The organism is Metallosphaera sp. D4-4 (genome assembly GCF_046245145.1).
GTDB lineage: Archaea > Thermoproteota > Thermoprotei_A > Sulfolobales > Sulfolobaceae > Metallosphaera > Metallosphaera sedula.
This window is the reverse complement of the sequence record NZ_CP176412.1, coordinates 354,628-372,558: the sequence shown is the minus strand read 5'-3', so window position 1 is coordinate 372,558 and position 17,931 is coordinate 354,628. Positions and strand designations below refer to the sequence as shown.

The following is a 17,931-nucleotide window of genomic DNA, read 5'->3' as shown; positions in this document are numbered from 1 at the left end:
CTAACTCCCGTGAGGCTTCTTTTCGTAAATCACAGGGACATTTACCATCCTCAGGCGGGTGGAGCCGAGAGGGTCATCCTGGAGGTTGCGAGGAGACTGGTGAAGCGCGGGATTGATGTCTCCTGGTTAAGTGAGTCCGTCAACTCTTCGCGCGACTACGAGGATGGGGTGAAGCTTCTCCATGCTGGTAATCGTTTTTCGCTCCACCTTCACTCCCTGCTCCGCGCGAGAAAGTACGACGTTGTAATAGATAGCGTGGCTCACGCTGTTCCCTTTTTCTCATACCTGGTTAACAGAAGGTCCATAGCCCTAGTTCATCACGTTCATCAGGAGGTGGTCAAGTATGAGCTTGACCCCGTCACTGCTTCCCTCGTGAGACAGCTCGAAAAGGGAGTTAGGAAGTACCCCTGGGTTATCTCGGTGTCTAACACAACGAAGCGCGACCTCGTCTCGCTGGGAGTGGATCCACGAAAGATAACAGTGATCCATAACGGGATTGACCACTCCCTTTATCAACCAGGAGAGAAGTCTCCCACGCCCATGGTCCTTTGGATAGGCAGGATGAAGGAGTATAAGAACCCCCTAGACCCCATCAAAGTGTTTAAGCGACTTAAGACCCGGGCTACCCTCGTTATCGTGGGGAGTGGCGACCTCGAGGAGGAAGTGAGGAGGGCCACCCTCGGGGAGAGAAACATCATCTACCTGGGTAGGGTGTCTGAGGCCAAGAAGGTGGAGCTCTACCAGAGGGCATGGGTTACGCTATCAACCTCGTTCATTGAGGGGTGGGGAATGACCGTGGTAGAGGCTAACGCCTGTGGGACGCCCGTCCTCGGCTACGCCACTGGCTCTCTCCCAGAGATAGTTGAGGAAGGGATTAACGGGTTCCTTGTGGGTTACAGGGACTTGGATGCGATGGCCCAGAGGCTGGAATACATGTTGAACGAGGATGTGATGAAGAGCCTTTCTAGGTCTAGCTACGTGAGTTCTCTTAAGTATGAGTGGGATAAGACGGCAGATCAATATTATGCGAAGGTGAAGGAGGTTCTAGAGACCTAAACCTGAAGAGATCTAGTCAAGTTAACGCATGCTCCTCAAGCTTTTACTAGATATTTACTTGTTCATTCAAAGAACTAGTTTTAGGGCGTGTGATCAAGCCAGAGAGTTCTCCTAGATCTCAAAGGAAAAAACTAGATGGACACGGGCCATTGAGTGAGCCAGAGACTTTCTATCTCTTATCTCTAGGCATTTCGAACCGAAATACACAATCTTGGCTAACTCAAGTTAGCACTAAAAGTCTCCTTAAGCTCACGCCTGCCTTGTGATATTTATCAAGTCACGTCTCCATCTAGTCCCTTGTAAAACCTTGAAAGCTTATTTGGCGAGACTAGGACTATACTTCATGAAGGGGCTTATCCTCGCGGGAGGACACGGAACTAGGTTGAGACCCTTGACTTACACGGGAAACAAGCACGTGATTCCCATCGCTAACAAGCCCATGGTCTTATACGCAGTAGAGAGCCTCTTGAACGTGGGCGTACGCGAAATTGTCGTGATCTTGGGTCCGCTCAAGGAGGGGATAAAGGAGGCCATAGACGGTAACTACCCCGCGAGCTTCACCTACGTGGAGCAGGAGCCCCTCGGGCTAGCCCACGCGGTCATGAAGGCTGAGAAGTACCTGGACGAGCCTTTCGTCATGCACCTCGGCGACAACCTCCTGCAGAACGGGATCTCCCAGTTCGTGAACAAGTTTCACGAAACCAAGGCCGACGCTGTGATTGGTGTAACTCCAGTGAGGGATCCGAGGCAGTACGGTGTCGTCGTACTCGAGAATGGAAGGGTGAAGAGGCTCGTGGAGAAACCCAAGGATCCGCCCTCTAACCTAGCACTTGTGGGAGTTTACGTTTTCACCCCCGTGGTCCACGACTACACCAAGAGGCTGAAGCCTAGCTGGAGGGGGGAGTACGAGATCACCGACGTGTTACAGCTCATGGTTGAGGACGGTAGGAGGGTTGAGGTGGTTCAGGTGGAGGGATGGTGGAAGGATACGGGGAAGCCGGAGGACCTGCTTGAGGCGAACCAGCTGGTACTTGACACGATTCACGGTGGGTTTAGACACGACCACGCAAGGATCGAGGGCAGGGTACAGGTAGGGGAGGGGACAGTCTTGAAGGAGAACGTCATAATTCGCGGACCCGCGATCATAGGGAAGAACTGCGTCATAGGGCCTAACGTATTCATTGGTCCATACACCTCGATCTGGGATGATTGCGAACTCAGTGACGTAGAGATAGAGAACTCGATCGTCATGAAGGGCGTGAGGATAAGGGGAGTTTCCAGGATAAGCTACAGTATCATAGGTAACGACGTGGTCGTCGAGAGCAAACCTGGGGTGCCCAGGATCACGCGACTCGTGATCGGAGATAGGTCAAGGATAACGCTGTCAAGTTGAGACTTGATAGACTTAATATACTATGTGGGTATTTAGAACACCGAATCATAGCAATCTTGGGTAGACCCTTAAATTCTTCTAAATCTAGCGTTTAGGCAAAGAAATTTGAGAAACCATGAGATTTTCCGTAAGGCCATAATATTTTCAATACAGTAATGATATTCAGCCATAGATGTTAATGTGCAAAATATTGGTTTGAGTTTGTTGAAAATCACTCTTAAATCATTTCATGGTCAAGATGATAACTAAAATCTGGGTTTATGTTTTAGACAAGATGGGTTTTGAACTAAATAATTCGTAATCTCATTATGGTGGAGTAACCATGAAACTCGGCCTTCGTGATCAATCGATCTTCAATCCAAAATTATTACTATCATTCTTAGAGCTCGAAAACGAATTATCTAAGTTGGGCTTACTCAAGTAAAGGGTTTATATACTTGAAAATATATTCAATTCTGATGGTTATTAGGTCAAAATACAACGCTGCTAGGGAAATTTCACGGAATCTCCATGTCAGTATGCCAAGCCTTCTCATTTCCTATCTCTTTAAACGGAACTTAGAGGTTAGGCTTCTGGGCTCAACAATTTCAATTTCACCATTAAATGCCTATATACTGGCAAATATCCTCTCAAGGGGATGGAAAGTCACGGATGTTCAAGGTAACCTGATGACCTTAACTAGCGGGGATGGAGAAGTAAGTATAACCTGTAGAACCAACAAAGGTGGAGACCTTGGACAGATAATGGAGATATTTTTGGACAATTCTTACAACTATGATGTGAGAAGCAAAGTTGTTATAGACGTTGGGGCAAGCAACGGCGACTCAAGTATATTTTTCGCGAAGAAGGGGGCCAAGAGGGTTATAGCGCTTGAGCCAGATGAGGAGAGTTACGCCTTGGCCAAAAGGAATGTTGAGGCCTCTCGAGTAGGGGATAGGGTAATACTCCTGAACAGGGCGCTATCCCCACAGAGGGGTAAGATTACTCTTTACGTATACGAGAATAGCGTAAATGGTAACTCCATAGACCCACAAAACATGGTCAAGCTGGGTGAAAGGGTGATTCCCAAGATAGTGGAGAGCGTAACATTGACGGATTTGCTGAATATGGTGAAGGGCGAGACTGTGGGTCTGTTAAAGATGGACTGTGAAGGTTGCGAGTATTCTGTGCTGGGCAACCTGGAAAGGGAGGCGTTCGAAAGGATTGAGGCTATCTCCATGGAATATCACAACGGGTTACAGAACCTGAGATCTATCCTGGAGAGTAATGGATTTCAGGTTGAGGTTGTGGGGGGACAGGATGGAAAAATGGGGTATATACGCGCTAGAAAACTCTAGCCCATCTCACGGATGACAAGTTACGCGATTAACCTGTGAACATAATCCCCCATATCACGCCACGAACAACTTCTCCATTGACGCAAAACAATAAAACGTGCCTCACTAGACTATCCTATGCAGGGAAAAGTCCTGGTCACTGGAGGCTACGGGTTCATAGGTTCCAATTTCGTGAGGATGATCGCCAACCAGGTAGACGTCGTGGTTGTGGACAACTTCTCCGTGGGGTCCAATAGGGCCAACCTACGTGACGTCCCAGTTAAGACAGTTGAACTGGACATTCGCGACCCCAGGATACTCGACCTCATCCGCGACGAGAGACCTGACTTCATCTTCAACTTCGCAGCTGAGAGCCACGTGGATCGCAGTATTGTGGACCCGCTCTCCTTTGTCTCCACGAACGTCCTCGGGACAGCGAACCTCCTAGAGGGGGCAAGGCGTTACGACGTCACCTTCATTCAGATAGGTACCGACGAGGAGTACGGCGAGATATTCTCGGGGTCCTTCCGAGAAACTGATCCCCTCAACCCCTCTTCCCCTTACTCTGCCTCAAAGGCTGGCGCCACTCTCCTAGCCATGGCCTACGCCCGCACATATCACCTGGACGTTCGCGTTACGAGGAGCGCCAACAATTACGGTCCCTATCAGTACCCGGAGAAGTTGATCCCGAAGACTGTGATAAGGGCGCTTCACAACCTCCCGGTTCCCGTGTACGGCACGGGGAAAAACGTTAGGGACTGGATCTACGTTCAGGATAACTGCGAGGCTATCCTCACGGTTGCTGAGAAGGGGAAGCCCGGCATCTATAACGTGTCCGCTGGAGAGGAGAAGACTAACCTAGAGGTGGTTACCACGATCCTCGAGATGCTTGGGAAGCCGAACCTCATCAAGTTTGTGGAGGATAGGCCGGGACACGACTTCAGGTATAGTGTGGATTCCACTAAGTTGAGGGAACTGGGGTGGAGGCCCAAGACGAGTTTTAGGGAGGGGATTTCGCTCACCGTGGATTGGTACGTGAAGAATAGGTGGTGGTGGGAGGGGATTAACAGCAGGGTGCTGGAGGAAACGCCGTTTAGAGGATCAACAAATGGCTAACCCGGGACACGGAGCGGAGACGCGAGGATTCACGCGATTGGGACCCTAACAAACTTGACCTTATGCTCTCTAGAGCCTCACGGGTACTCAAGACTCGCCTGATTGGGCTTCTCAAGGACTGATCTATTTCTGTTGGGTTTCTGCCGTGAACATAACAATCTCAGGCTCGTGCAATACACAACAATTCGAGCCCCAACTCCTTCAACCATTTAAGCTCTTCAGCAATCTTTAACCCATGTTCAAGTTCACCCCCATCCTTGGACCTGTTACCCTAGTCGAGACAACCCAATACCCTGACGACCGCGGGTTCTTTCAGGAGCTTTTCAGGGAGTCGCAATTCCCCTGCAGATTCGTTCAGGTGAATCATTCCTTCTCGAGGCGAGGGGTTCTTCGAGGGCTTCACTTTCAGGCCATGCCAGTCCCACAGGGGAAGCTAGTCACGGTGATCACGGGAAGGATTTACGACGTTGCAGTTGACCTTAGACGCGGTTTCAAGGGATGGGCTGGCGTCGAGTTAACCCCAGGGAAGCTACTCTGGATACCGCCTGGCTTCGCGCACGGGTTTCAGGCGCTTGAGGACTCGCATGTGATCTACTTCGTGACGAGGGAGTTCTCGCCACAGCACGACGCGGGGGTTGCGTGGGATGACCCTGAGATAGGCGTGAGGTGGCCCCTTCCTAACCCCATCCTGTCGGAGAAGGACAGGAAGCTACCGAGGTTGGCTGAGTCGAGGGCTAACTTTCCCGAGGATCCTGGGACCTGTTGAGGAGTTCAGAAGGCTGGTAGACAAAGAAGACAGGAACTTAGATCTGGGCATCTGTTTCTGGAAGCGGGAAGCCCAGGACTAGTTGAACTGTGGATGTCCACCGAGCCCGCACCAGGGCAAGTTCAGTGTTGCTGGCGCATCGTCCAGTGCGTGAAACTCGAGGGTTTTCATGCACGTGACTTTACCAGCTGAGAGTCAAGCGGTGCCTTGGGGATCGCTAATCTACCCTTTTCTCTGGAGAAACACGGGTCTATTTGTCGCAGTTGACCGTTCAATCCTAGAGCGTTCCTAAGCGCACCACGGGGTTGGCTCAATCCAGAGCCTAACTAACCTGATGGACCCTAGAGAGCTTATTATTTCCACATGCGAGATTATCCCATGGACTTGAAGGAGGAGATCCTTAGACTGCTTAGGGAGGACCCAGAGTTTAGGAGGGAGGTCATGGAGCTATTGGGCCTAGCCCCAAATGAGATGAGGGAACTCAAGGAGCTGGTGAGGCAATTGACTGAGGTCGTGAACAAGCTAGTGGAGGGGCAGGCCAAGATCGAGACGAGGTCAAGTGAGGCACAGAAGAGAAGCGAGGAGAGACTAACTAGACTCGAGTCCGCGGTTGAGAAACTAGCCGAGGCACAGAAGAGAAGCGAGGAGAGACTAACTAGACTCGAGTCCGCGGTTGAGAAACTAGCCGAGGCACAGAAGAGAAGCGAGGAGAGACTAACTAGACTCGAGTCCGCGGTTGAGAAACTAGCCGAGGCACAGAAGAGAAGCGAGGAGAGACTAACTAGACTCGAGTCCGCGGTTGAGAAACTAGCCGAGGCACAGAAGAGAAGCGAGGAGAGACTTACCAGAGTTGAGGAGAACCTAGTCCGCCTTGAGAGAAAGGTGGGAAACATAGGCGCCCGTTGGGGGATAGATCAGGAAGAGGTGGTTAGGGAATTCATGGCCGAGGTCTTCAAACAGGAGGGGTTTGACGTATCACTGTTGAGCAGTTATACCTACGTTGATGAGCAGGGCGTGTTTGGGGAAAAGGGAGACGTATACGAGGTAGACATCCTAAAGAGGAATGGTACCACCTACCTCATCGAGGTCAAGGCCTATGCCCAGCCGAAGGACGTTTCGAGGTTTAACCACACGTGTTACGTGGTGTCCAAGGTCCTAAAACTTGAGAACCCCGTGAAGATGATGCTGGCTAACGTCGTGACTCAGAAGGCAGTGGAGAGGGCCAAGAACCTAGGAATCAGGTTGATTTATGGAGAGGTTGAGCAATAAGGTTAAGCGATCGCGACTTGCTCTTCATGTTGTTACTCCCTTCTTTACCAGGGAATTATTGCTGGTCACTTCAATGGAGTAGCGCACGCTTGGGTATCTGAAAATCGTTCGTGTTATACCGTCGTTACTTTTGAGAACTAGTCGAAGAATCCAAAGATATGTTGCTAACGCGATGAAGCTAGCCCGTGAAGTGGTGCGATGCATCCTGGGTAATGCCTTGCCCTCATTTGCACTCAATTTTATTCCGAAAATTTTAATCAGTATTCAGAACCGAATTCTAGAGCTAGAAACTTGGAAAAGGTTTTAAGTTGCTCGCTACAACATTTAAGTGAGGACTGCTCCGGGACAGGAGCAGGATGATCCATGAAGCTCGACTGCTCCGGGACAGGAGCAGGATGAAGAGCTAATGACCTGCGTATTCACATTCCACTTGTTATAAAGAGCTAAAAACCTCAATCAATTAGAACTTCGATCACATGACCGCATCTCTAATAGTTGCCGTTGACGAATCTGGAAGTCCGTCAAGGACAGTGGATGAACCCTTTTGCCTAGGGATTTCGGTAATTCTAGACGTAGATAGGTTCAGGGATAGTTATCGTGAAGTTTCGGAAAGGGTATTCGGAAGAGAGGCAGTTTTCAAGTATTCCCACGACAGACCGAAACCAGGAAAAGCAGGTCGCGTGAAAGACGAGTTCATTTCTCTCCTGAGTCGACATATTTTGGCCCTTGGGATAGTGATATATAAGGAAGAGGATATTGGCAACCTTGTCCTTGAGGTTTACGGTAAACTAGTGGCCCTTCACTTGGAGAGGATATTGGGAAAGAGGAAAGCTTCACATGTAGGCCTAATCTACGACAGGAATCCCCTGTTCAGGGAGGATCAAAAGACGTTACTGGCGAATAGTTTTCATAAGTGGGTTAGATTGGGTTCGCATAGCTTTACCGTGAAGTTCGGAGGAAAAGACAAGGATATATGGGTGTCCTCTGCAGATTACGTGGCTGGATTGACGCGGGAAATGACTTTGTGCCAAGGACGTAAAATAAGCGATATGGAATACTGCGAAAGGGTGGGGCTATGGTTCAAGGGTCTCAACGTGAGCAGGAGTGTGTATAGAACATCGGATATAAGGAGGATGTTTCTGAGGTGATTCCCTAGGTAATTCCTGTATTACGTCTCGATATTTCAACGAGTTTTCAACATGAACGTAGAAGCAGTATAAGGTTAAAGGGAGCAAACTCTCAACTTCCTCAATGCGATTTTCCAGTGCCATCGCGTTCGTGGACGAAGCCGGACCCGTGAAGATACATGATCGCTATCACATGTTCCTTAGTTGTGTTGTCACGAACGACTACAGGCTGGACTGGATCGGAGATTCCAGGTATCACTTTAGGAAGGATCATGAAGAGAGACGAAAGGAATTTTTGACCACACTCGTTGGAAACAAGGGGCAATTCAGGGTAGTTCTGCTAAAGTATGAAATCCTCTCGGATGAAATCTCAGATCAATATTTCAGAATTTATCTGGAGTATCCCCTGAGGGAGATCATGGAACTTGTGGAAAATGAGGTTGAAATATTCTACGATTCCTTAAACGACAAGTTGTCAAAATCTCGAAAGCGGGAATTTAATTCCAAAGTGGGAGAGATCATACGTAAGGAAAAGCGTAGAGTTAGCGTCAAGTTAAACCTGAGCCTAGGGGATTCGAGTAATAAGAAAAACTTATACAAAAAGGGGATAATGATAGCTGATTATGTGGTCTCTGCTGAATTTGCTTCATTTCAGGGGAGCTTGTCCCAAGACCTCTATACATTACTAAACACATTAAGAGAAACCTATGTATCTCAGAAACAGGTTACGTTGCCTTAGCCCTTCATCCCCGCTGCCTCTCCAGGCAACGAGTAAAAGGCTTCATCGGTAGTCTTCCGTTGCCTTAGCCCTTCATCCCCGCTGCCTCTCCAGGCAACGAGTAAAAGGCTTCATCGGTAGTCTTTATTTGTTTTATACTCTTTACTCACACAGTTAAAAGGTTTTTGACCGGCTAATAGCAAGAGTTCACTTGTCTCCTTTGTCGAGAGAATCCCTTAACGCCTCATGAATGCGAACCTTGTCTTCTCCTGGGCTTTAGCCTCTCCAACTGCTTCAACAACTCGTCCCTATCCTCCTCCTTAACGTCACCAAGGAGCATAACCATTGACCCTATCACGGTCTGATAGCCCTCATATACCTTCAGGGTTGGAAAGGCCTGCCTAACCATCATGGACCTAAACACTCCCCCTGTTCCCGCAACCCTCTCCACCTCCTTCCTCATCCTGGTCAGCATGGAGTCTATGTAGGCAATCGCCTCATCCATCACGATCCTAGCCCCTGGGTCGCCCTCTTCAGCCAACTTGTCCACAACCTTCGCAAAGGACGCAATTATCCTCTTATTGGGTCTCTTCGTGAGCCTCTCGATCACAACCCTGATGGGGGCACCAAAGAATCTCTCAACCTCCTCCGGAAGTCTGCTCTCAATTAACCCGTCTAGCGCCCTCGTGGCCATGGCTATGCCCCTCTTCCCTATGTAGGAAGCCGATCCCTCATCTCCGAAAAACCAGCCCCAGCCGGCAAGCTTCTTGAGTTCACCGGCCTTTTGGATGTAACCCACGTTACCTGTCCCTGCCACAAGCGCTCCACCATCCATGTTGAGGTGGGCAAGCTTCACTGCCGCAACTCCGTCATTTACCACTAGGGAGTTGGGAAAGATTGACTTAACTAGATTCTCCCCTATTCTGGTGAAATTTGGGGAATCACCTATCCCTGCGAGGGCAAAGGACGCCCTCTCCACTTCCGCGAGCGAGAGGTTAGCCATGTCTAGGGCCCTCTGGATTGCCTTCCTCAGGGTGTGCTCTGCCCTCTTGCCTACCTCGACGAAATTCGAGGATCCAGAGATCCCCAGGCCTAGGATCTCAAGTCCCTGAAACACAACTGCAGTTGTCTTAGTACCTCCTCCCTCAACTGCCAATCCTTTCCACAAGTTTCCTTCCCTCAGGTATCCTGGTTAATTTCTCGGGATCCTCCCCAAGTTCCCTTGCTAGCATGACGGAAAGGAAGCCTGCGCTCTGAATGAGGAGGGAGACGTCCCTGATCCCTGAAATCCTTATCACCTTCGCGTTCACTAGGCTTGCGGTCACCTCGTCTAGGGGACCTGAGGAGAACACAACTGGGAAGAGTCCCGATCCGTGCGCGTAGCCCTCAATCTCGTTGTGGTTAACCTCTGGTATCTCGCCAAAGAAGGCGGGGTACTTCGCGTTCTCGTTGATCTCCTGCTTAAATCTCTTGGCGAGACCCAGGTAGATGGACGCATAAAACACGGGTATTCTCCCACGGATTGCGGAGAGGAGGTCCCCTGCCACCCTTCTCGCCTCATTCGCGTTGACGCCTCGGATGACCTCTTCAGTGAGCTCAGGTCTCAACATCTTTACGAGGGGGAGAAAGAGGAGGGGGAAGGAGTACCTAGGTTGATCCCCACCCCTCACCAATATCCTTTCCACGGGGAGCGTAGCCAGGGCTCCACCAGACGTTATCGCGACTATCCTTTTGCCAGCCGAGGTCGCCTTCCTCACGATCTCTAGGGTCTCCCTCGTGTTACCGGAGTAGCTCACGGCAATAACGACGTCGGCGTGTCTCATGTCCCTTAGAAGAGGGTAAAAGGCGCTCATGACTTCACATGCTACACCGCTTCCTCCCATCCCGAAGCAGAAGACCTCCCCCTCAACTCTCGGAACTTGGAGCTTGTTGGCCTCGGCGTATAGCCTGTCCCAATCTTCATACAAGCTGTCCAACCTCCTGTCCTGCCTCCTCCATATCCTTGACGCTGTCTATGGACCTCCAATACACCCTCTCGAACTTCACTGCCCTCAATAACCCCATCTCAGCGAGCTTCGGGAAGGTTGTCCTCTCTATGTCACCTTTCTCCGGAAGGTAATCAAACACGTCAGGAGAAAGTCTGTACACCCCTGCGTTAATCCAGTGGTCGTACAGCGTTGGCTTCTCGATGAACCTGCTAACTTTCTCTCCATTAACCTCAACTATCCCGTAGGGACTCTTCAGCGGGACCAAGGCTATGGACATTGGGGTTAATCTCGACACATCTAGGTTAGTCAGAATATCCCCGTTCACCACAAGGAAGTCCTCGTTTATGAAGTGCTTCACCTTGCGTATTGCCCCTCCCGTACCAAGGGGCTCACTCTCCACGCTATACACGAAGTTAACCTCTAGCCTGTCAGCGTTGGATGAGGCCCAATCTATGAGGGTCTCCTTCTTGTATCCTGTGAGGATCACAAACTCACGGATGTTGTACTTCTTTAGCCAGGTGATCTGCCACTCGAGGATTGGTCTTCCACCTATCTCGAGGAGGGGCTTAGGTTTCTCGTCAGTGAAGGGTCTAAGTCTCTTGCCGTAACCGCCAGCGAGAATTAGGGCCTTCATGTTTGGGAATAATTTAACATGAATAAAAACTTAATTGAACAGATAGCACACACCTTAAAATGACTCCCTTTAATCTCCTTTATCGTGTAGCGTGGGATTTAGTGATCCTTTTATGTTCGTTAACAAGATGTACTCAAAAGGTTTTGTCATGTGATATGGCGGAGAAGTAACTCTCACGCAGTTATACCTCTAAGAAGTCTAGGAAGTGCTCTAGGCTCTATCACGTTACTACCTTCTCAATGATGTTTCACATTCTCTCCTTAGAGGTTCTCCCATCTAAACCTAGGGCCTTGTCTCTTAGGGCCCTTCTGACGGAACCGGGAGCATAAGCAGTCTAAGTTTAAGATCTAGTGTCATAAAGTTCCTTGGTCGTCTTCACTATCTCATGCGGGCCCTTGGACACGTAAGAGTTTAGGTGCTACACTGGACTTCGAATCCTGGAGACAGTTCAGGCCATTCGCAGGTTCTCCAGGCTTTCAATATCTTCCAAGAATTCGCGAGACTAGATGCCGGATCCAAAGATGACTTCTCCCTCGGAAAGATTTACGATTCTCAAATTACCTAGTTTGTCTAAAACCCTTTCAGCCACTTGCCTCCATTTGTCGGAACCGCCTTGTGTATCTTGTTTATTACGTGAATTTTCTAGTGAATTTTTAAGGTCGTTATATATTATAAATGGATCATAATCGTTAGTAACAAAGAAAATTTTATCATAAACTCCACCACTTAACGCTAGGTATATTTCGGTTAAAATAACCCTATCCATCCTGTTGGCACTTGCACCTTCTTTTTTCTTTAGATTTTCACTTACTATTTTTTCATCTATAAGAGTAAGTTCCATCATTAAATTATCTTTCAAGCTGACTGTTGAAGGTAAAGGTTCAAAATTCTCGTCTAGTCTTTTATTCATCGAAGCTATCACTGGTTCCCAATTTTTACCTCCTAACACATCATTTATTATTTCTTCCCTAGTTCTGGTATGGAACCTGTTTTCAAGCTTCCTGAAAAGCCTTAGCCCAATCTTCGCCTTTTCACCGTTATTTTTAGCTTTATACTTAGTTTTATATAGTTCCTGGAACTTTTCAGTAAAATTCTTGTCTAGATTCTCAAGTAGATTAATCCTATCTTCAAGAGACAATTGGTCCCAGTTATCAGGCAAATTAGTTTCAACTATCGTTTTAGTTATGTCTAAAATACTAATAGTTACGCTGTTAAGCTCAGTCCTCACAGTATTGAGGAGAAATATTTCGAATTGTTCATTGCTTTTAGCACGTCGAACAATCTCCTGTACTTGCCTTGTCTTTGCCTGGTCTAAATAATCAAAAATATAATAAAACAAAAGATTTGTATCAAAAGTAATACCTATCACTACTTAACCCCAAAGAGTGCGCTTAAGTAATCGTTAGTATACTCATTGAATAGGGGAGGGCTTACTCTTGAGTTAAATTCTATCAATATTGCAACAAAATCTGCCAAGGTTTTATAGTTCATTGGTTTATCGTTTATGTATAGCATTAGGGGGGCTAGAAACTCCATCAAAAAGTATATTATCGAATTCACTTCCCTTGTTAACCCAGGATTATCCTTAGCCTTAGCGTGGCTTAGTGTGACTGATCTCAAATTTGCGTACTTGAAGGATAAAACGTCCAGGAATTCCTGATAGTAAAGTTCCATGATCGGATTTGATTTATCTTTTCTTTTGATGAGTTCAACAAATTCTTTTTTCCCTTTAGTTAAATTATCCAAGACACGACTGATTCTCCTTAGCCAAAAGTCCTTGTAGTCCTCGTCGTTCAAGTTTTCAAGTAGTTTATAGACTTTCGAGTACTTCTCCTGAATCTCACGTAACTCTCCAGGTTCGATCTCCAGGTTACTTGACAGGTTACTTGACAGGATTATATGTTCAGAAAATTTTTCATAAAATCTTGATAAAGCGTCTGAATATTCTCTGTCTAGTTCCCCCAATAACCTTTCCAATGTCTCTACCGAGATGCCTGCCTTTCTCAGTTTGTTCTCGTCCTCCTTATCTATGCCATGCAATAGTGCTAGTTTCATGTTTTTATATAAACGTTTACGAACTTATAGATTTTAATGAATCGCCACACGCCGGCGATGGATTAAGTGACTTCGCCTTATATCGAGATTCTCTCTCCTAGTCGATCAAATAACCTTAGCTATAGCTCTAACCACGGTTTCGTTATGCATAAGAAGGATTCAAGTAGGAGCTAAGCGGTTCTAGTACTAAGATTACCGCTTGATAAAATTTGAATGCGGACCCGGGGGGATTCGGACCCCCGACCCTCGGCTCCCTTCGGCCTGTTAGAAGGCCGGCGCTCTATCCTGGCTGAGCTACGGGTCCCTACATCTAGAGGTGGAGTCATCAAAAAAGATTTACGCTCCAGATCTAGCTAAACTATATAGGTGAACTACTCCGCCCTTACGGACGGAGCATCCCCACCTCGTGATGGGGATTTCCTGCTTCTTTAGGGGAACTTACTATACGCAAAGGTATAGCAGAGGTTTCCCCTCCACAGGCAATCAGGTAATCCCAACCCTCATCAGCCCTACCGGCTCTTTCAGCCTTGTAGAGGTAAGTTGAATGATCGTTTGTATATAAAATCTTTTCCATGGGGGGCTATTTATTCCCACCCTTGCGGATGGGAACTTCCGCCCCCTTAACCCCCGTTAAGGTTAACAGTAACTGCGCCAAAATACACCAAGAAAGTCTCAAGTGCTCAAAATGACTAAATGTAGTTCTCTGTCTATCTACTCGTATTCCCTCCAGACTTTCCCACACTTGGTACACTTATAAAACCTGGTCGGAGGTTCGTCGGCTGCCCTTGTCTGTAGCATCCAGAAGAAGACCTCGTCGTTCCTGCAGTTGGGGCACATGACTCCCTTCATTTTCTGGGTTCCTGCGGGAACCTCCTCGTCCTCTAGCACAAGGGTTCTCTCCGTGGCTGCGTGCTTCACCTTTGAGGAAATTATCTCTGACCTTTGACCCTGTTCTTCGTAACCACACTTAACGCACTTGTAGATGGTGACACCATTGACTTTCCTGGGGGTCATCATGGACTTGCACTTGGGGCAAAATTTCAAATAAAGAACACCCTCAACACTCTTCACATCATCTTTTTTAATTCTTTCGATATCAACTTCACTATCCTGGAGCACTCTCCCTCCAGTTCACCGTGGTACTCTTCACCTAACCCGAAGTTACTTAGGTTGACCTCTTCCCTGACCCTGCTCCTCTCGAAGTCCTCCATATCAAGAAATAGGTGCTCTAGTCTGTCCCCCCTAAACACGCAAATGCCCTCTAGTTCCTCCCTAACCAGGATTGCGATCCTGCTCCCGGGTTTCAACTCCTAAACCTGTTCCAGCTCGTCGAGGAAGGACTCTCCAAGAACCTTTACGTCCTCTATCGCCCTATTGAGGGCCTCCCTAGGAGAGATCGTGCCATCTGTCTTTATCTTGATCACGAGCTCATCCTTAAGCGGATGAGGCAGGTAGTACGTCGCGAGGATAACTCCCTTAACGCTCCTCAGCCTACCAGCTATTAAGTTACCTAGAGTGTGATCCTCACCCTGGATCCTTAACTCCAGGTAATTTTCCTCTTCCCTCTCAACTGCGATTTCCATTTCCCTTCACCGAGTAAGGTCCAACTCTTCTGGTCTCAACGTTACCACAGTTCGGGCACTTTAAATGTTCTTCGTCCATCTTGAGCATTACGGTCCCGCAAATGGAGCAGGACGCAACTATCACTCCGAGGTCCTTTCCCCTGAGCGAGAGCTGAAGGGGGTAGGTGTAGGAGATTGGCCTGGCCTTTATCACGTCAGATGGCCTCACTGCGTCTCGTAGGGACTTAACGTGTTTGTGGGAGACCTGCGAGATGTGGAGGTAACCCGTTATTGACGGGCTCACGAACCTCTCCTCTACACTACTCACTGCCACAACCGCGTAATCTTCCTTCAGGCTGGTGACGAGGCCGTACATGTACTTGGCCTTCTTGAGCTTGTATACAAAGGTCTTCTTCTCAGGGATCACGTTGCTTTTCCTGTTGATCATGTCGTAGAAGACTTTCCCAATGATTGATGCTCTGACCTGACCCTGAAGTTCGTAACAACCCTCACCTGGAGTGAACTCCTCGATCACGGAGAGAACGTCCCCAGGAAGCGTTAAATCGCCCTGTTTTCCCATTTTTACCACGGAAATATGTATGGTTCTAGTTTATTGGTTATAATCATTTTCGCCTCTCCAGGTGTCAACACGGGCTTCTCGTAAAGGTAGAGGTCATCCGTGGGTAATCTTGGACACGATGTGACCACGAAGGCGTCGATGTAGCTCCTATCTAGGTTTCTGAGGGAGTCCTGGTTCAGAACCTTGCTTGTGACCACGTAGGTTGTCTTCCCCAGGGACTTGAGCCTGGACTCTAGGGACTTAACCATGAGGGGCCTGTTCTGGCCAACCTTCAATCCCTGCACAATGACCCAGGTCCTCGCGTCCATGGCCTCCATGATCTTGGAATATCTCACCTTGAGGACCTTGAAAACCTGAGGAGTTAGGTCCTCCACAGATCTCGTGTAGGGGTCAAGCTTGATGACCGGTTTACCCGTGGCCAGTCCCAGTCCGAGGGCGTGGAAAACCCCACCTGAGATGTTTACGTGCACGTCGGCCTCAACCTGGGCAGACTTGTAGTCACATCCCAGGACCTGTCCATCCCCCATGAAAGGTGAGGAAGGCCTTCCAACCTCCACGTGGAAGTGGGGGGAAAGGTGCTCCTTCACCTGGTTCAGTAGTTTCCCGTGCTGAACGGTCGAGGTTAGGGCGACCGAGTTAGCTCCTCTCTCGCGAAGGACATCAACTAGCTTGTCCAGGGTCTCCCTCTCCACTTGAGCCGTGCTCTCAGCCTTAACGAAGAGGGTTGGAAACCTGGGGTAATACCAGGTATAAGGAGAGTGGCCGAAATGGATGAGGAGGTCGACCTTGAGAAGGGAGGCTTCGTCTTCAGCTATGTCACAGGCCCCCCAGCTCGGTTCTCCCGATATCACGAACTCAACGTCTGGAAGGGATTCCCTTAACCTCTCCACCAACTCCGTGGAGAAATACCTTAAACCCTCGGGGAACTGAAGGAGAACCCTCCTAGCCCCTCTCTTCCTGATCTCGGACTTGAGAAGGTCTTCATCAAAAATGTAACTCACTGAGTCTTTTCCTCCTTTAGAGGAACCACGACGATCTCGGTGTCGAGCGGGAGCTTGCTCGAGGCAACCTTAAAGGCCTTCTTTGCGAACTCGAGGTGCTCCTTCTTCACCCTTATTGCCATGATGAGGTCGCCGAGCTTCGTAATCCTGGCTGCAGTTCCAATGGGCTTTCCGAAGGACAGCCTCATTCCGTCTTGAAGCCTGTCCGCACCAGCGAAGGCCATCATCTTGTTCTCCCTTATGACGTGGTGCGGGTACTTGGTAACGTAAAGGTAAAAGTCGGTTTCATTTCCCACCATTGAGGTCATCTGCTTCAGCGCTATGACCCTAGCCGCTTCAAGTGCGTTATGCCTGATCTGACCAATCTGCTTTGTGAGCAACCTCACCTCGAAGTCGTAGTCCTTCTTGTGGTCTCCCATTGTGAACTTAGTTATCTTGGGTTGGGGAACTCCCGGGATATACTCTTTCCTAGTGTAAGCAGGCCCCGAGAAGTGCCTGTAGCATCTTCCTGGTCTTAGTGGCATGGGTAAAGATTCAATCTCGAGTATTTAACTCCAGCGGGGGGACTCTCGTCAGGGCTTGCCAACCGCGTGGATCCCCTTTAACGACTTCTGCTCCTTCTCTACCTTATCCCACAGGGAGTCATAGTTCTCCATGACGTACCCGTAGACCTTCGCGATCCTTGTCATCGTGTCCACCTCGGAGAGAGGGTGTATCCTTAGGCCTACCCTTCCCACAGCCCCTCCCCTGACCATGAGCCAGTGGGCGAAGATCTCAAGCGTGTACCTGGAGAACAGTTCCTCTCTAGGGACCTTCTTCCCGTAGAGCCAGTAGATCTCCCTCACGAAATTGGATGAGATGTTCCTGAACATCCTGGGTTCCCATTCCTGGAGAATCCTCTCCCTGTCCTTCACCAACACGTTCCTCAGATAGTTGAATCCCTCCTCCGGGTTCTCTGAGAGCGCAAGCCCCGTGACCGCCATTACGAAGTCTCTCTGGGAAAGGAAGGAATCGAAGTCGCGGTTAACGTAGAGCCAAGCAGTTGCTGCGAAGGAGTCCACTATCCCTTCCATCAACCTAGTAACGAGTTCCTCCCTATTGTAGGTCCTGGCTACGCCTTTACCCTTAAGTATCTCCTCAAACTCCTCAAGGTCCACTTTTCCGGCATACACGAGTTTACCATCCACGAAAATTGAGGGGGTTGAGATGACTCCCCTCTCGAGGGCCAGGAAGGGTTGAGTCTCCGTGTCCACTAGCTTCACTTTACCTAGGAGACCCTTCTCCTCAAGGTACTCCACGAGGAGGTTGCACTCGGTGCAGTTTCTGTGCGTGAAAATCTCAACTTCCATG

20 protein-coding genes and 1 tRNA gene are annotated in these 17,931 nt (G+C 48.8%); 8 read left to right on the top strand and 13 right to left on the bottom strand.

Annotated features, from left to right (window positions below; genetic code table 11):
* Window positions 1-9: 9 nt before the first annotated feature.
* From ACI49J_RS02200 to ACI49J_RS02165, 8 genes are all read left to right on the top strand, one after another.
* Window positions 10-1,056, top strand: coding sequence for a glycosyltransferase family 4 protein (locus tag ACI49J_RS02200; protein ID WP_409366436.1), 1,047 nt, complete (start codon window positions 10-12; stop codon window positions 1,054-1,056).
* A gap of 343 nt (window positions 1,057-1,399) precedes the next feature.
* Complete coding sequence (locus ACI49J_RS02195; protein WP_409366435.1) at window positions 1,400-2,449, top strand: glucose-1-phosphate thymidylyltransferase; 1,050 nt, start codon at window positions 1,400-1,402, stop codon at window positions 2,447-2,449.
* Between the two features lie 458 nt (window positions 2,450-2,907).
* A complete protein-coding gene (locus tag ACI49J_RS02190) occupies window positions 2,908-3,786 on the top strand; it encodes an FkbM family methyltransferase (RefSeq protein ID WP_409366434.1) in 879 nt (292 codons plus the stop codon).
* A gap of 117 nt (window positions 3,787-3,903) precedes the next feature.
* Window positions 3,904-4,881: a dTDP-glucose 4,6-dehydratase gene (gene rfbB, locus ACI49J_RS02185; protein WP_409366433.1), complete on the top strand. Its 978-nt coding sequence runs from the start codon at window positions 3,904-3,906 to the stop codon at window positions 4,879-4,881.
* Between the two features lie 235 nt (window positions 4,882-5,116).
* Entirely contained in the window at window positions 5,117-5,647 is a 531-nt protein-coding gene (gene rfbC / locus ACI49J_RS02180) for a dTDP-4-dehydrorhamnose 3,5-epimerase (RefSeq protein WP_248547072.1), read from the top strand.
* A 378-nt stretch (window positions 5,648-6,025) separates the two neighbouring features.
* On the top strand, window positions 6,026-6,916 hold the full coding sequence (locus tag ACI49J_RS02175; RefSeq protein WP_193453277.1) for a DUF3782 domain-containing protein: 891 nt from the start codon (window positions 6,026-6,028) through the stop codon (window positions 6,914-6,916).
* A gap of 476 nt (window positions 6,917-7,392) precedes the next feature.
* The gene (locus ACI49J_RS02170) at window positions 7,393-8,064 is read left to right on the top strand and encodes a hypothetical protein (RefSeq protein ID WP_012021780.1); all 672 of its coding nucleotides are present in this window, start codon (window positions 7,393-7,395) and stop codon (window positions 8,062-8,064) included.
* 103 nt (window positions 8,065-8,167) lie between these two features.
* Complete coding sequence (locus ACI49J_RS02165) at window positions 8,168-8,782, top strand: hypothetical protein (protein WP_012021781.1); 615 nt, start codon at window positions 8,168-8,170, stop codon at window positions 8,780-8,782.
* A 223-nt stretch (window positions 8,783-9,005) separates the two neighbouring features.
* On the opposite strand, the gene ACI49J_RS02160 is transcribed toward ACI49J_RS02165, so the two are convergent.
* From ACI49J_RS02160 to ACI49J_RS02100, 13 genes are all read right to left on the bottom strand, one after another.
* On the bottom strand, window positions 9,006-9,929 hold the full coding sequence (locus tag ACI49J_RS02160; protein ID WP_012021782.1) for a BadF/BadG/BcrA/BcrD ATPase family protein: 924 nt from the start codon (window positions 9,927-9,929) through the stop codon (window positions 9,006-9,008).
* Window positions 9,907-10,728 carry a bifunctional phosphoglucose/phosphomannose isomerase gene (locus ACI49J_RS02155; protein ID WP_144418786.1) on the bottom strand — a complete coding sequence of 274 codons (822 nt, stop codon included), beginning with the start codon at window positions 10,726-10,728 and terminating at the stop codon, window positions 9,907-9,909. Before ACI49J_RS02155 ends, ACI49J_RS02160 begins: the two co-directional genes overlap by 23 nt.
* Window positions 10,721-11,383: a nucleotidyltransferase family protein gene (locus ACI49J_RS02150; protein WP_012021784.1), complete on the bottom strand. Its 663-nt coding sequence runs from the start codon at window positions 11,381-11,383 to the stop codon at window positions 10,721-10,723. The genes ACI49J_RS02155 and ACI49J_RS02150 overlap by 8 nt, the downstream gene beginning before the upstream one ends.
* Before the next feature lie 502 nt (window positions 11,384-11,885).
* On the bottom strand, window positions 11,886-12,752 hold the full coding sequence (locus ACI49J_RS02145; RefSeq protein WP_012021785.1) for a hypothetical protein: 867 nt from the start codon (window positions 12,750-12,752) through the stop codon (window positions 11,886-11,888).
* Window positions 12,752-13,438 (bottom strand): hypothetical protein, encoded by a 687-nt coding sequence (locus tag ACI49J_RS02140; RefSeq protein WP_012021786.1) that lies wholly within the window; start codon window positions 13,436-13,438, stop codon window positions 12,752-12,754. The genes ACI49J_RS02145 and ACI49J_RS02140 overlap by 1 nt, the downstream gene beginning before the upstream one ends.
* Before the next feature lie 216 nt (window positions 13,439-13,654).
* Window positions 13,655-13,742 (bottom strand) — tRNA-Arg (locus tag ACI49J_RS02135).
* 407 nt (window positions 13,743-14,149) lie between these two features.
* On the bottom strand, window positions 14,150-14,482 hold the full coding sequence (locus ACI49J_RS02130) for a transcription factor S (RefSeq protein WP_012021787.1): 333 nt from the start codon (window positions 14,480-14,482) through the stop codon (window positions 14,150-14,152).
* Window positions 14,483-14,505: 23 nt separating this feature from the next.
* Window positions 14,506-14,745, bottom strand: a complete 240-nt coding sequence (locus ACI49J_RS02125) for a hypothetical protein (RefSeq protein WP_012021788.1) — start codon at window positions 14,743-14,745, stop codon at window positions 14,506-14,508.
* A 3-nt stretch (window positions 14,746-14,748) separates the two neighbouring features.
* Window positions 14,749-15,021 (bottom strand): DNA-directed RNA polymerase subunit L, encoded by a 273-nt coding sequence (locus ACI49J_RS02120; RefSeq protein WP_012021789.1) that lies wholly within the window; start codon window positions 15,019-15,021, stop codon window positions 14,749-14,751.
* Window positions 15,005-15,580: an exosome complex RNA-binding protein Csl4 gene (locus ACI49J_RS02115; protein ID WP_012021790.1), complete on the bottom strand. Its 576-nt coding sequence runs from the start codon at window positions 15,578-15,580 to the stop codon at window positions 15,005-15,007. Before ACI49J_RS02115 ends, ACI49J_RS02120 begins: the two co-directional genes overlap by 17 nt.
* 2 nt (window positions 15,581-15,582) lie before the next feature.
* Window positions 15,583-16,581 (bottom strand): diphthamide biosynthesis enzyme Dph2, encoded by a 999-nt coding sequence (gene dph2, locus ACI49J_RS02110; protein ID WP_012021791.1) that lies wholly within the window; start codon window positions 16,579-16,581, stop codon window positions 15,583-15,585.
* The gene (locus ACI49J_RS02105) at window positions 16,578-17,105 is read right to left on the bottom strand and encodes a 50S ribosomal protein L16 (protein WP_012021792.1); all 528 of its coding nucleotides are present in this window, start codon (window positions 17,103-17,105) and stop codon (window positions 16,578-16,580) included. Before ACI49J_RS02105 ends, dph2 begins: the two co-directional genes overlap by 4 nt.
* A 48-nt stretch (window positions 17,106-17,153) precedes the next feature.
* On the bottom strand, window positions 17,154-17,930 hold the full coding sequence (locus ACI49J_RS02100; RefSeq protein WP_012021793.1) for a thioredoxin family protein: 777 nt from the start codon (window positions 17,928-17,930) through the stop codon (window positions 17,154-17,156).
* Window position 17,931: the final 1 nt, after the last annotated feature.

Coding starts and splice junctions, on each gene's coding strand:
- ACI49J_RS02175 (WP_193453277.1), top strand. CDS start 6,026: ATGGACTTGAAGGAGGAGATCCTTAGACTGCTTAGGGAGGACCCAGAG.
- ACI49J_RS02115 (WP_012021790.1), bottom strand. CDS start 15,580: ATGGGAAAACAGGGCGATTTAACGCTTCCTGGGGACGTTCTCTCCGTG.
- ACI49J_RS02165 (WP_012021781.1), top strand. CDS start 8,168: ATGCGATTTTCCAGTGCCATCGCGTTCGTGGACGAAGCCGGACCCGTG.
- ACI49J_RS02150 (WP_012021784.1), bottom strand. CDS start 11,383: ATGAAGGCCCTAATTCTCGCTGGCGGTTACGGCAAGAGACTTAGACCC.
- ACI49J_RS02100 (WP_012021793.1), bottom strand. CDS start 17,930: ATGGAAGTTGAGATTTTCACGCACAGAAACTGCACCGAGTGCAACCTC.
- ACI49J_RS02120 (WP_012021789.1), bottom strand. CDS start 15,021: ATGGAAATCGCAGTTGAGAGGGAAGAGGAAAATTACCTGGAGTTAAGG.
- ACI49J_RS02195 (WP_409366435.1), top strand. CDS start 1,400: ATGAAGGGGCTTATCCTCGCGGGAGGACACGGAACTAGGTTGAGACCC.
- ACI49J_RS02140 (WP_012021786.1), bottom strand. CDS start 13,438: ATGAAACTAGCACTATTGCATGGCATAGATAAGGAGGACGAGAACAAA.
- ACI49J_RS02170 (WP_012021780.1), top strand. CDS start 7,393: ATGACCGCATCTCTAATAGTTGCCGTTGACGAATCTGGAAGTCCGTCA.
- rfbC (WP_248547072.1), top strand. CDS start 5,117: ATGTTCAAGTTCACCCCCATCCTTGGACCTGTTACCCTAGTCGAGACA.
- ACI49J_RS02105 (WP_012021792.1), bottom strand. CDS start 17,105: ATGCCACTAAGACCAGGAAGATGCTACAGGCACTTCTCGGGGCCTGCT.
- ACI49J_RS02190 (WP_409366434.1), top strand. CDS start 2,908: ATGGTTATTAGGTCAAAATACAACGCTGCTAGGGAAATTTCACGGAAT.
- rfbB (WP_409366433.1), top strand. CDS start 3,904: ATGCAGGGAAAAGTCCTGGTCACTGGAGGCTACGGGTTCATAGGTTCC.